This is a genomic window from Antarctobacter heliothermus (assembly GCF_900188425.1).
In the GTDB taxonomy this organism is placed as follows: Bacteria; Pseudomonadota; Alphaproteobacteria; order Rhodobacterales; family Rhodobacteraceae; genus Antarctobacter; species Antarctobacter heliothermus.
In genome coordinates this window covers 15,047-27,298 of the sequence record NZ_FZON01000046.1, presented here as the reverse complement: position 1 = coordinate 27,298, position 12,252 = coordinate 15,047, and the positions used below count along the sequence as shown (strand labels likewise).

The window sequence follows — 12,252 nt, the reverse complement described above, 5'->3', positions numbered from 1 at the left end:
CCGGCCTGCGTAGACACTTCGTTTCCATTTCTTCGCCAATCTGCCTCTGAGTTTCCCTCAGGCAGAGGCGATCATGCCCATTCTTTCCGTACCCCTTGCCAGCGCTGGCGAGGCCGCGACCGCTTGGCTGTTCGGCGGCAACCTTCTTGCGCCACGCGCGCCGATGACCGGCCCCGGCAGTCATGCCGAGGCGGTCGAGGCGTTGGGCGTCACCAGTCTGCGCTATCCCGGCGGGTCGCTGACAGAGAGCTTTTTCGACCTGTCCAACCCTGATGCCCGCACCGCCACCGACAATGAAACTGGCGAAGTGGTGGATTTCATGCCGCTGTCGGACGTCATGGATTACGCGGGCGACTCGGGCCGCGCGGTGACCATCGTGCTGCCCACGCGTGAGCAGATCTCCGACACGCGCTTTGACGACAATGGTGACCGATTCGCGGCAGTGGATGAGACGGAGTTGCGGGGTTTCGTGCGCGAGGTGATCACCGGCGAATATGGCGACGCGCCGGTCGCGGGGTTCGAGATCGGCAATGAATACTGGGGATCGGGGCGGATGAACGCGGTCGAATATGGCCGTGTCGCGTCCGAGATGACCCGCATCATCGACAGTGAATTGCAGGCGCTGGCGCCGCTGTACCCCGAGGCGGCAGAGGTCGATATTCTGGTGCAGATGGGGACCAACTTTGGCGAATCCTCGCTGGATGAGGTCTATGGCGGCTTTACCGACGCTGAAATTGCCGCCGATCTGAACGCCACTTACGGGCTGGACCTGTCGCCCGGCGCGCGGATCGACTGGACCGAGGTCAACAACCTGCTGGTGCTGGAACAGTTCGACGCCGCGGAGCTGGACGCCGTCGACGGGATCATCGCGCATGTCTATTCGCGCGGCCCCGATGCGCCGCACACGCGGTATTTTCACCTCGATCAGATCCAGGACACATGGTTTGAGGAAAACCCGGAGCTTGAGATCCATGTGACCGAATGGAACCTGCGGTCAAACTCCTCCTCGCTGGATGAGGCGCAGGATTATGGGTTGTTTCAGGCACAGGAGATGCTGGAACAGGTCGAGGCATTCATGGCCGAGGGGGTGGACGCCGCGCAGGTCTGGCCGCTGATCCAGAACACGCCGTCGGCGCTGAGCGAAGGGATGAGCTATTCCGGCAACACGCCACCGGGAGAGATGTTTGCCCTGATGTCGGAGAATCTGCCCGGCATGACGATGCTGGATTTCGCCCCCGCCGATGCGCGCGAGACAGAGTATGAGGGCGCGGGGATCGAGGTGCATGGCTTTGCCGATGGCGACGACATGCTGCTGTATGTCACCGCGCCACAGGGCGGCGGGGTTGTGCAAGGCGGTGTGGATCTGCGCGCGCTGGTGGCGGATGTTGGCGGGGTCGAGGCCGTGGTGCTGGGCGTCGCACCCGGACAGGCGCCGGGCGATACCTCATCCGATGCGGTGCTGGAGCGGCTGGACCCGGAGGACGTCTATGACGGCGGACAGGTGGATGTGGTGCTGGCCGAGGGCGAGATCTTGCAATTGCGGCTGTTCGACGTGATCCCGACGGCAGAGTTTGCGCCGGTGTTCGACAGCACCGCGCCAGGGGCGGTGCCGGATGACCTGAGCGATGTTGGTCTGTCCGATGTTGAACCGGTGGATGTTGAGCTGGCGGATAGCGCCCAGGTCGATGTGCGGCCCGACATAACCCCCGCCGCACCCGGGCTGCCCCCCGTGAACACCGAGCCGGAACTGGCCATGGTCATGGGGTTCACAGAGAGTGGCCAGACCCCGGACGTGGCGCGCGATGGCGCGGAACCGGACGCATTCGCGAATTTGCGTGCCCTCGACACCGGATCCGGCGACCGGGTTTCGGCGGTGCAGGACGACGAGCCCGGGGCAGCCCTGCAAGACTGGGCGGACATTCTGTCGTTTGGCGGGCCGGAGCCCACGGCCTCTGCCGCGCGACCGATGCAAGGCGCAACCGGCCCGGCGCGCGCGGAGGACGAGGCGCGCGATCTGTGGGCCGAGATACACGATCTGGTGCCGCGCGAGGCCCCGACGTCTGCCACAACAACCGTCGCTGACCCTGCCGAGGCTGCACAGGAGCTATTGCGGCTGATGGGATTTGCACCGGGACAAGGCGCTCAGGCAGAGGGGGATGAAAGCCTGTTTGAGGGCCTGCCGGACGAAGACGCGGAACTCGACAGTGATGCGCCGGGGGCGGGGCTGGATGATTTGGGTCTCAGCTGGGCGCTGGCTGCCTTGCCGTTGTTTGCCATGGCGGGGTTGGGTTAGGGGGCGTTATGCCAGAGGTATGCTCGCAGCATGACCCCCTTGGCCTGCGGCCCCGCCCCCGGGATATTTCAGGACAGAAGAAGCCGGGGCGGGGGCCGTGTGGGCGGACGGGCGCAATCCGAGGTCAGATGGGCGCGATCAGGTCGGGGCCTTTGGCGCGGTTCGAGTTTACCTCAGGATCGACACGATAGTACCGGAGCGCATCATTTGGTGCAGGGGTCATCAGGGTGGCCGCGCCGGGGCCGTCTTCGCCGAGCCATTTGCCCCAGATGTCGGGGGACAGGAGCACCGGCATGCGGTGGTGGATTTCCGACATGGTGTCATTTGCGGCGCAGGTGACGATGGCGCAGCTGTGAAAGGCCTGTCCGTCCCGTTCCCAGTCCTGCCAGACCCCGGCAAAGACCAGCGGGGCGTTATCCGCCGCGTGGATGTACCAGGGCAGGCGGTTGCCGTCCATGTCCTTGGTCCATTCAAAAAAGCCGGTGCAGGGGATCAGGCAGCGCCGTTCGCGGCACGCGGCCTTGAAGGCGGGCTTTTCGGCGATGGTTTCCGCCCGCGCGTTGATCAACAGCGGGCCGCCGTTGGGGGCCTTGTACCAATGCGGCAGGAATCCCCAGCGCATGGAGACCAGGCGACGGCCATCGTCCGCCATTACCGCGTGGATCTGCGTTGTCGGGCAGACGTTGTAGTTGGGTACCTCTGGCAGGTCGTTTGAGGGCACCGCCTGGAACAGCTGCGCCATGGCGTCGGGGGGCAGGGTGATCGCAAACCGCCCGCACATGGGTCAGAGCCCGAAGCGGGAGTAGTGCAGCAGTCCCCAGGCGGTCAGTTCGCGTTCCAGCCGCCCCCAGAGATCGGCAAAGCGCAGCGGGTCCATCTTTGTGACCTCGCGGATTTCGGCAAGGCTGCGGCGGTTGTTGATGGCGGCCATCAGCGGAGCACAGTCGCGCGGGATGCGTATTTGCACATCGGCTTCTTTCAGGGTGATCGGCAGCGGGCGGCCTTGTGCCACCGCCTGCGCCGGTTTGCGCATGTCGCTGGTGGGCGAGCGGGGGATCAGGCTTTGCCTGGAGCCGCGGGCGATGGGGCGGTCCTCATCCGCCGGGACAAGATAGCCAAGGTGCTTTTTCATCGTACCGCGCAGCTTTTCCGCCAGGGCCATGGCGGTCGCGTCGTCCATGTCCTTGGGCCGGTCGGTGATCCGGGCCAGATCATAGAGGCCCGGCGGCAGTAGCGATTGCAGTTTCCAGCCTGTCCGGTCCAGCGTGCCGAGCAAGCGCGGGATGTCAAAGGGCGTGTCCTGACCGTGCAGCAGCAGGTCGTAGAACCCCGCGTCGCTTTGTTTGTGATCGGTGACATTGCCGTTGGCGGCAAAAGGGTGCCCCTTGTGCAGCGCGCCGACGAGTTTTTTCGCCTTGGCCAGCCGCGCCTGCGGGGCCATGCCATCAAACAGCGTGCCAAAGGCCTCTTGCAACGCGTAGATGCCGGAGCGGCCGTAGGGCGCGTAGACCATGAACCCCATGCCGCCGCCGGGGGCGACGGCGGCGCGCAGGGCGGCAAAGCCCGCGTCCGGGTCCGGCAGGTGATGCAACACGCCGCAGCAGTCGATGTAGTCAAACGGGCCGTGGTCCGGTGCATCCAGCAGGCTGCCGGTGACAAAGGTGATGCCGGTCAGTCCGCGCGCCTTGGCCCGTGCCTCTGCGATGGCGCGCGAGGCCTTGGAGAGATCCAGATAGGTGATCTCATAGGGTGCGCCCGCGCTGGTCATCATCTGGGCGATCTGGATCAGCGCGTCGCCGGTGCCGCCGCCCGCGACCAGCACCCGCAGGGTCTGGGTCCAGTCGCGCCGGCCCTGATACAGGTAGTGGTCGATTTCCAGCGGATGCGACGGTGATCCGATGATCAGGCGCTTTGCCTCATCCGCCGGGTCGCGTTCGGGGTAGGGATAGCTTTCGTACTGTTCCTTGACCGATACCATGCGCGCGTCTCCCTGCTGCTGCGCCCCGGTTTGCCCCAGAAGGACGGCGGGGGACAAGTCTTGATCGTGAGAGGTGCGCCGTCAGCGGCGCTTGGCGATGTCCAGGCGGGTGTCGGCCAGCGCGATGTCGCGGATCAGCGCCGCTCGGGCGGTGCGGTCATGTGTGTCACGCAGGCGTGCGCGCAAGTCGGCCAGTTCGCGGAGCAGGGCGACCTCTTCGGGGACGGCGCCGTTCTCCTTCAGGATGCGGGTCAGGACCGCGTTGTCCGGGTCATCGCTGGCGGGCAGGGGGCGGCCCGCGCCTTCGAGATTTTCAAAGGCGCCAGAGCGTTCCGCCGCCTCTATGCGGGCGTTGATGAGGTCGAGCAACGGGTGGTCCATGGCGCGGTTCATTGCCACAAAACCGGCCTCTGTGAAAGACATGATGCGATACCCCGGGCCGGAACGCCCGGAAACGGCAGGCTACTGGCATGACGTCGGGCAGAACGCTGCGTCACCACATGAGTGCCGCCGCGTTGCGCGCTCTTGCGTGAAACGGCAAAGGCTCACACACTGGTTCGCAATGAAAAAACGGGAGGAGAGACGCCCATGTCCTATGCGGGAGTGGACGATCGCAATGCAATCGTGGCCGAGGGCCCTTGGGCAGAGCGGGACATCCCGCCGACGCTGTGGGGGCAGTTGACGCGCACGGCGACGCGGTTTCCGGGCCGACCTGCGGTCAGCTATCAGCTGCTGTCCGGTCCGACCGACAAGGCAGAAACCCTGACATGGGCCGAAGTGCAGGCGCAGACCGCGCAGGCGGCGAACCTGTTCCGCAGTCTTGGCGTGGGCGAAAACGACGTCGTCGCCTATGTGCTGCCGAACTGCAACGAGACCATCGCCGCGCTGCTGGGCGGCACGGTTGCGGGCATCGTGAACCCGATCAATCCGCTGCTGGAGCCGGAGCAGATCGCGTCAATCCTGCGCGAGACGGATGCCAAGGTTGTGGTCACGCTCAAGGCTTTTCCCAAGTCCGACATCGCGCAGAAGATGGCAGAGGCGGTGCGCAATGCGCCCCATGTGCATACGGTGCTGGAGGTCGATCTCAATCGCTATCTGACCCCGCCGAAAAGCTGGATCGTGCCGTTTGTGCGCCCCAAGAATCCGGGCAACCATCACGCCGACATCAAGGATTTCCGCAAGGAAATGGCGAAACAGCCCAAGACGCTGGCCTTTGCCGATGGCACGGCGGACCGTGTGGCGGCCTATTTTCATACCGGCGGCACGACGGGTATGCCCAAGGTCGCACAGCACACCTATTCCGGGATGCTGTACAATGGCTGGCTGGGCGACACGCTGTTGTTCGGCGAAGAAGACAGCGTCATGTGCCCCTTGCCGCTGTTCCACGTTTTTGCCTGCCATGTGATCCTGATGGCCATGGTGTTTTCCGGCGCGCATGTGGTGTTCCCGACCCCTGCGGGCTATCGCGGCGAGGGCGTCTTCGACAATTTCTGGAAGCTGTGCGAACGTTGGAAGACGACCTTTGTCATTACCGTGCCCACGGCAGTGTCGGCGCTGATGCAGCGCAAGGTGGATGCCGATATTTCCTCTATCAAGACGGCGTTTTCCGGGTCCTCTCCGATGCCGATGGAGCTGTTCAAACGGTTCGAGGCGGCCTGCGGCGTAACGGTTTGCGAAGGGTATGGATTGACCGAGGCAACCTGTCTGGTCTCCGTCAATCCGGTGGACGGCGAAAAGAAGATCGGGTCGGTCGGGATTGCCTTGCCCTATACGGATGTCCGGATCATCCGACTGGTCGAGGGCGAGCCGGTGGAGTGTGGTGTTGACGAGATCGGTGAGATCTGCGTGTCCAACCCCGGCGTCTATGCGGGCCACACCTATACAGAGGCGGCCAAGAACGCAGAGCTGTTCCACTATGGCACCCATCTGCGGACCGGTGATCTGGGACGCATTGATGCAGACGGCTACATCTGGATTACCGGGCGGGCCAAGGATCTGATCATTCGCGGCGGCCACAACATCGACCCGGCAGAGATCGAAGAGGCGCTGTTGGCGCATCCGGCGGTGGCCTTTGCCGGGGCCATCGGTCAGCCCGATGCGCATTCGGGCGAACTGCCCTGTGCCTTTGTCGAACTGGTGACCGGAGCCGGGGTGACGGAGGCAGAGTTGCTGGAACACGCCCGCATTCATGTGCATGAACGCGCCGCACACCCCAAACACATGACCATCCTGCCGGAACTGCCCAAGACGGCGGTCGGCAAGGTGTTCAAGCCGGACCTGCGCAAACATGCGATCACGCGTGTCTACAACGGCGCGCTGGAAAAGGCGGGTTGCGCCGCGCGTGTTGTGGCGGTGGTCGATGACAAGAGCCGGGGTCTGGTCGCGCAGGTTCAGGCCAATGGCGCGACCAGCGATGAGGTCGGCAAGGTGCTGGGCGATTTTGTCCGGCCCTGGGACTGGGCAGAGGCCAAGGCGGTCGCGTAGCGCGTCGCTAGTGTGTCACAACCGGATCAATGGGCGTCGGGGGAAACCCCGTCGCCTGTTCCAGCCGCCGGGCGATCTGCAACAGACGCGCCTCGCCCCGGGGCGGGCCGATCAGTTGCAGGCCCACCGGCAGGCCGCGCGCGTCGCGGCCCACGGGCAGCGATAGGGCGGGCAATCCGCAGAGCGTGGCCAGAAAGGCAAAGCGCAGCCAGTCGATGTTATCGTGGCTGGCGTGGCCTGCGACCTCTGTCGGGTATTCGATCTCGACCGGCAGTGGGCCGATGCCGGTGACGGGACCGGCCAGAACATCAAAAGTGCCAAAGAACCGGCGCATGGTGTCGTAAAGGCGCGCGCGGGTCAGGTGGGCCTCGGCGATATCGTCGACAGTTAGCGCGCCGCCCTCGGCGATGTTCTGGCGCAATGTGGCCTTGTAGCGGTCCGACACGGCGCTGGGTGTGGCGCGGAACCCGGTCCACATTCCCAGCCCGCGCAGCGTGCGAAAGGCGGTTTCGGTGCCTGTGGTGTCCGGCGCGGCCTCGACCACCGTCACATCCGGCGCTTGCAGCCGGGTCAACGCGTCTGACAGCAGCGTCGTCATGTCCGGCTCTACCGGGGCCAGCCCGCCAAGGTCGGGGGCGTAGGCGATGCGGATGTTGCCAGCATCGGCGCGGCATGTGTCCAGATAGCTTTGCGCCGGGGCAGGGAATGCCAGCGGTGACACCGCATCCCAGCCTGCCATCGCGTCCAGCATCAGGGCGCAATCCTCGACCGTGCGGGCCATTGGCCCCTCGACGCCGAACGGGTTGAATCCGTCGCCGCCGGGGCTGGCGACCACGCCGGGGGACGGGCGCAGCCCGACGATGCCGCAAAAGCTGGCCGGGGTGCGCAGCGATCCGCTCACGTCTGACCCTTGGCTGAGCCAGACCTCGCCGGTGGCAAGCCCCGCCGCCGCGCCGCCAGAGGATCCACCGGCGTTCATGGCGGTGTTCCACGGGTTGCGCGTCATGCCGAAGACCGGATTGAAGGTATTGGCCCGGCGCCCATTTCCGGCGTATTGGTTTTGCCAAGGATCACCGCACCATTGGCCTCTAGCCGCAGGACCATCGGGTCCGAGGTGTCAGGCACATGGTCGGCAAGCGCGGGCGTGCCGCAGGTACTGCGGACCCCGGCGACCGGGGTCAGGTCCTTGATGCCGATGGGCAGACCCGCCAGCAGGCTGGCCGGGTTCGCCGGGTCGGCGGCCCGCCGTGCGCGATCAGGGCAGGGCGTGACCATGGCGTTGATGGCGGGACTGGTCGTGGCAATGCGCGACAGGCTAGCCTCTATCAGGTCGCGCGAGCTGACCTCGCCGCTTTTGAGCAGATCGACCACGGCGCAGGCGGTCAGGCGACACAGCCCAGGGCCGGTAAAAGGCGGGTCAGCAGGGCTCATCGGACTGGGCGCAGAAGATGTCGTACAACAGACCGATCACCCGGTTTGTGTTGTCGTCTGCCAGGCTGTAGTAAATTGTCTTTCCGTCGCGTCGAGTTTGCACCAGCCCCTCTTCGCGCAGGCGTGCCAGCATCTGGCTGACGGCCGCCTGCCGGATGCTGAGCAACTCTTCGAGTTCTCCGACGGACTTTTCGCCCGACCCCAGATGACACAGGATCATCAGCCGCCCTTCATGCGCCAACGTCTTGAGAAAGGCGGCGGCGTGCTGGGCATTGGCTTGCATTTCCTCCGGGGGAGGCGGCAGTTTGGTCAGATCTTCCATGGGACTCGCGGTTTGCTCTTTCCGAACAATATAAACACCTCGTTCCAGAAATGCGAGATCATGATTCGGTTGCCGGTGCTCCACCCTGAAACGCGTTGCCGTTTGCATAATCACAAGGCGCATCCTGCATCTGCAGATGCAGACCGTCGCCGGTGTAGGGATGCGCGCGCGCCAGATCCTCATCGACCTCGATGCCCAGACCGGGGGCTTGCGGGGCAGGAATAAAGCCGTCTTCGACCTTGATGGTGCTTTTGATCAGGGCGTCATGGAACGGTGTTTCGATACATTCGGCGATCAGCAGATTGGGGATCGACACACCTAGCTGGATGTTGGCCGCCCATTCGATGGGACCGGCGTACAGATGCGGGGCCATCTGCGCGTTAAAGCTTTCGGCCAAGGCGGCCAGTTTGCGCATTTCCCAGATGCCGCCCGCGCGGCCCAGTGCCGGTTGCAGGATGCTGGCCCCGCCGGTGCGCAACAGGGAGGCAAATTCGGCGCGGGTGGTCAGCCGTTCGCCGGTGGCGATGGGGATGCGGACCGCACGCGCTACCTCGGCAAATTCAAGCGGGTTGTCAGGCGGGACCGGTTCCTCGAACCAGAGTGGCAGGTAGGGTTCCAGCGCCTGCCCCAGACGGATGGCGCCTGCGGTGTTGAACTGGCCGTGGGTGCCGAACAGCAGGTCGGCGCGGTCGCCCACCGCCTCACGGATCGCCTTGCAAAAGGCGACGGACATGGAAATGTCGCGCATGCCGGGCTGGTGGCCGCCGCGCATGGTGTAGGGGCCGGCGGGGTCGAACTTGACCGCCGTATAGCCGCGATTGACGCAGTCCAGCGCCGATTCGGCGGCCATGTCCGGCGAGGTCCAGAAATCGTCCAGATTGTGGGCGGGCAGCGGGTAGAGATAGGTATAGGCGCGCACGCGTTCGTTCATCATGCCGCCCAACAGCGCCCAGACAGGGCGATTGCGCGCCTTGCCCAGAATGTCCCAACAGGCGATCTCCAGCCCTGAAAAGGCCCCCATGACCGTCAGGTCCGGGCGCTGGGTAAAGCCGGAGGAATAGGTGCGGCGGAACATGCGTTCGATGTTTTCGGGGTTTTCGCCCTCAAAGTAGCGGGCAAAGACGTCCTCGATCACGGCGCGCATGGCCTGCGGCCCGATGGATGAGGCATAACATTCCCCCCAGCCGGTGATGCCGTCATCCGTGGTCAGCTTGACAAGGATCCAGTAGCGCCCGCCCCAGCCGGGGGCCGGGGGGGCGGTGACGATGATATCGAGATCGCGGAGTTTCAAGGCGGGCCTTCCTGCGGATAGGGGTCTGGGCGCAGCGCCGGATTTTCGGTGGAAAACCCGGGTTACGTTTTGTCGAAGACGATCACATTGCGGCGCGCGCCGCCACCCTTGGTATCGGCAATCGCCTCGTTGATCTGTTCCAGCGACCAGCGGCCAGAGACCAGTTCATCCAGTTTCAGGCGGCCCTGTCGGTACAGGTCGGCCATCCACGGGATGTCACGTTGGATCACCACATCGCCCATCTTGGACCCGACCATCTGTTGCCCCATGAAGGCCTGCACCACCGGCTCATAGCTGGCCATCGCGCCGGAATGCGGCATCCCGACCATCACCATGCGGCCACCCCAGCCCAGATAGCGCAGCGCCTGATCGTAGGCCGGGATCGCGCCCACGGTCACGGCAACCACGTCCGCGCCACGACCCATGATGTCGGTGGCGGTTTTCCACGGGGCCGCTTCGCTGGCCAGCACGCCGTCGGTCGCACCAAAGGCACGGGCGGTCTCCAGCTTTTCCTCGCTCATGTCGACGGCGACAATCCGGCGTGCGCCGCCGATGCGCGCTCCCTGGATCGCGTTGAGGCCCACGCCCCCGGCACCGATCACCACCACGTCGTCGCCCGGGCGCATCTTGCCCGCGTTGATCACCGCGCCAATGCCGGTGATCACGCCACAGGCCAGCAGGCAGACCGCCTCGGCGGGCATATCCGCTGGCATGACGACAACCTGGCTCTGGTCGACGACCACCTTTTCGGCAAAAGCCCCGCAGAACATGGCCGGGATCACCGGGGTGCCATCGGGGCGGGTCAGAACCGGGTCGCTGCGGCGGTCGCCGATGCAGATCGTGGGTTGGCCGCCGGCGCAATTGGGGCAGGTGCCGCAGGCGCGGATCAGAGTAACGACAACACGGTCACCCGGGTGCAAGTCCGTGACGCCGCCACCCACTGCGGTGACATGCCCTGCCGCCTCATGGCCGTAGACGGCGGGCAGATCGCCGCCCCAGGCACCTTCGGCGTATGAGATGTCGGAATGGCAGATGGCGACCGCCTCCAGCGTGACCTCGATCTCTCCGGCGCCGGGCGCGCGGAGGTCAAGCTCTTCGATCTGGAGGGGGGCGTCGAAGGCGGTGCAAACCGCGGCGCGAATGCGTGGCATGGTGGGAATTTCTCCGTGTTTGGGCTGAACCTGAGGTCGGGTTGGGGGCGTCGCGCGTCAAAAACCGACATTGTGCATGTCGGATGCGGACGGTTACGCCACGACAGGCGCGCGGCGGGGCCAGACAAAGAGCACGCAGGCGGCCAGCACAAGGAGCATCGCCAGCAGGAACGGCGCACCGGGCAAAGGATTTATCCTTTCAGGGGCGGTGAAGTGCGCAAAGACCTGAGACATCAGCGCGGGGGCCACCATCATGGCAACGGCCACGGTCGAGGTCAGAACCCCCTGCAAGGCCCCCTGTTCGTCCGGCCCCAGACGTTGGCTGAGAAGGGCCTGCTGCGCCGGGGCATAGGTCGCCCCAAGGGCGGCGATGGGCGCAAAGAACAGGACCAGTGTGCCGTTGCTGACCACGCCGAGCGCTGCGAACCCCACCGCTGAGACGGCAAGGCCCATCGCGGCGGTGCCACGCTCGCCCAGGGCGCGCAGGATCAGGCCCATCAGGCCGCCTTGGACCACGGCAAAGGAAATCCCGAAGATCCCCAGAGACAGGCCGACCATGGCAGGCGACCAGGCGAATTGCGCCTGTGCAAAGAACGACCAGATCGCCGGGTAGGTGCCAAAGGCCACGTTGTACAGGAAGTACACGATCAGCGAACGGGTCAGGCCGGGCAGACGGTTCAGGGCGCGAAAGGCCCCGAAAGGGTTGCTGCCACGCCAGGTGACGGGGCGGCGGTTTGCGGCGGCATGGGTTTCGGGAAAGCTCATCAGGCCAAGCAAGACGCCCGCGCCACACAGACCCCCTGCCGCCCAGAATGGCGCACGCGTGCCCAGTTCTGCCAGCAGGCCGCCCAGCACCGGGCCAAGCACAAAGCCCAGCCCGAATGCCGCGCTGATCAGGCCAAAGCCGCGCGCGCGGTGCCCCGGCTCTGACAGGTCGGCGATGGCGGCGCTGGCGGTGGATTGCGTGGATGAGGCAAAGCCGCCGATCATCCGCGCCACCACCAGCATCCAGAGCGTGTTCGCCAGCGCCAGAACGGCATAGTCCAGCACCATGATCGCCAGTGTCCCCAACAGAACGGGCCGCCGCCCATAGGCATCCGACAGACGGCCCATGAACGGTGCAAACAGGAACTGCATCGTGGCAAAGACGGTGCTGAGGACGCCGCCGATCAGGGCTGCCTGTGACAGCGGCTGGCCGGTGACGTCGCGGATCAGGTCCGGGATGACCGGCAGGATCAGCCCGATCCCCATGGCGTTCAGCGTCACCGTGGCCAACAGAAAGACAACGTGCAGGCGCATTCC

Annotated in this window: 11 protein-coding genes; 2 read left to right on the top strand and 9 right to left on the bottom strand. The window is 65.3% G+C overall.

Annotation, left to right across the window (positions count from 1 at the left end; translation table 11 throughout):
• The first annotated feature begins 73 nt into the window (after positions 1–73).
• Entirely contained in the window at positions 74–2,293 is a 2,220-nt protein-coding gene (locus tag CHB90_RS19155; RefSeq protein WP_089279457.1) for a hypothetical protein, read from the top strand.
• A 124-nt stretch (positions 2,294–2,417) separates the two neighbouring features.
• Here CHB90_RS19155 and CHB90_RS19150 read toward each other — a convergent pair whose 3' ends face one another.
• From CHB90_RS19150 to CHB90_RS19140, 3 genes are all read right to left on the bottom strand, one after another.
• Positions 2,418–3,074, bottom strand: a complete 657-nt coding sequence (locus CHB90_RS19150) for an SOS response-associated peptidase (protein WP_089279456.1) — start codon at positions 3,072–3,074, stop codon at positions 2,418–2,420.
• A gap of 3 nt (positions 3,075–3,077) precedes the next feature.
• Positions 3,078–4,271 carry a class I SAM-dependent methyltransferase gene (locus CHB90_RS19145; RefSeq protein WP_089279455.1) on the bottom strand — a complete coding sequence of 398 codons (1,194 nt, stop codon included), beginning with the start codon at positions 4,269–4,271 and terminating at the stop codon, positions 3,078–3,080.
• Between the two features lie 81 nt (positions 4,272–4,352).
• Positions 4,353–4,652, bottom strand: a complete 300-nt coding sequence (locus CHB90_RS19140; protein WP_089279477.1) for a DnaJ family domain-containing protein — start codon at positions 4,650–4,652, stop codon at positions 4,353–4,355.
• Between the two features lie 207 nt (positions 4,653–4,859).
• Between CHB90_RS19140 and CHB90_RS19135 the strand changes: the two genes are divergently transcribed.
• Positions 4,860–6,755 carry an acyl-CoA synthetase gene (locus CHB90_RS19135; protein WP_089279454.1) on the top strand — a complete coding sequence of 632 codons (1,896 nt, stop codon included), beginning with the start codon at positions 4,860–4,862 and terminating at the stop codon, positions 6,753–6,755.
• Positions 6,756–6,762: 7 nt separating this feature from the next.
• Here CHB90_RS19135 and CHB90_RS19130 read toward each other — a convergent pair whose 3' ends face one another.
• The 6 genes from CHB90_RS19130 to CHB90_RS19110 form a co-directional block, all read right to left on the bottom strand.
• Positions 6,763–7,761 carry an amidase gene (locus CHB90_RS19130; RefSeq protein ID WP_281256118.1) on the bottom strand — a complete coding sequence of 333 codons (999 nt, stop codon included), beginning with the start codon at positions 7,759–7,761 and terminating at the stop codon, positions 6,763–6,765.
• On the bottom strand, positions 7,758–8,186 hold the full coding sequence (locus CHB90_RS27350) for an amidase family protein (protein WP_281256117.1): 429 nt from the start codon (positions 8,184–8,186) through the stop codon (positions 7,758–7,760). The genes CHB90_RS19130 and CHB90_RS27350 overlap by 4 nt, the downstream gene beginning before the upstream one ends.
• A complete protein-coding gene (locus tag CHB90_RS19125) occupies positions 8,173–8,508 on the bottom strand; it encodes an ArsR/SmtB family transcription factor (RefSeq protein ID WP_245823305.1) in 336 nt (111 codons plus the stop codon). The genes CHB90_RS27350 and CHB90_RS19125 overlap by 14 nt, the downstream gene beginning before the upstream one ends.
• A 58-nt stretch (positions 8,509–8,566) precedes the next feature.
• Complete coding sequence (locus CHB90_RS19120) at positions 8,567–9,799, bottom strand: mandelate racemase/muconate lactonizing enzyme family protein (RefSeq protein WP_089279453.1); 1,233 nt, start codon at positions 9,797–9,799, stop codon at positions 8,567–8,569.
• Positions 9,800–9,861: 62 nt separating this feature from the next.
• Positions 9,862–10,950, bottom strand: a complete 1,089-nt coding sequence (locus CHB90_RS19115; RefSeq protein WP_089279452.1) for an alcohol dehydrogenase catalytic domain-containing protein — start codon at positions 10,948–10,950, stop codon at positions 9,862–9,864.
• 93 nt (positions 10,951–11,043) lie between these two features.
• A complete protein-coding gene (locus CHB90_RS19110; RefSeq protein WP_089279451.1) occupies positions 11,044–12,249 on the bottom strand; it encodes a TCR/Tet family MFS transporter in 1,206 nt (401 codons plus the stop codon).
• Positions 12,250–12,252 lie beyond the last annotated feature (3 nt).

Bases quoted from the DNA above. Each gene is read 5' to 3' on its own strand.
- CHB90_RS19155 (WP_089279457.1), top strand. From the start codon at position 74: ATGCCCATTCTTTCCGTACCCCTTGCCAGCGCTGGCGAGGCCGCGACC.
- CHB90_RS19150 (WP_089279456.1), bottom strand. From the start codon at position 3,074: ATGTGCGGGCGGTTTGCGATCACCCTGCCCCCCGACGCCATGGCGCAG.
- CHB90_RS19145 (WP_089279455.1), bottom strand. From the start codon at position 4,271: ATGGTATCGGTCAAGGAACAGTACGAAAGCTATCCCTACCCCGAACGC.
- CHB90_RS19140 (WP_089279477.1), bottom strand. From the start codon at position 4,652: ATGGACCACCCGTTGCTCGACCTCATCAACGCCCGCATAGAGGCGGCG.
- CHB90_RS19135 (WP_089279454.1), top strand. From the start codon at position 4,860: ATGTCCTATGCGGGAGTGGACGATCGCAATGCAATCGTGGCCGAGGGC.
- CHB90_RS19130 (WP_281256118.1), bottom strand. From the start codon at position 7,761: ATGACGCGCAACCCGTGGAACACCGCCATGAACGCCGGTGGATCCTCT.
- CHB90_RS27350 (WP_281256117.1), bottom strand. From the start codon at position 8,186: ATGAGCCCTGCTGACCCGCCTTTTACCGGCCCTGGGCTGTGTCGCCTG.
- CHB90_RS19125 (WP_245823305.1), bottom strand. From the start codon at position 8,508: ATGGAAGATCTGACCAAACTGCCGCCTCCCCCGGAGGAAATGCAAGCC.
- CHB90_RS19115 (WP_089279452.1), bottom strand. From the start codon at position 10,950: ATGCCACGCATTCGCGCCGCGGTTTGCACCGCCTTCGACGCCCCCCTC.
- CHB90_RS19110 (WP_089279451.1), bottom strand. From the start codon at position 12,249: ATGCGCCTGCACGTTGTCTTTCTGTTGGCCACGGTGACGCTGAACGCC.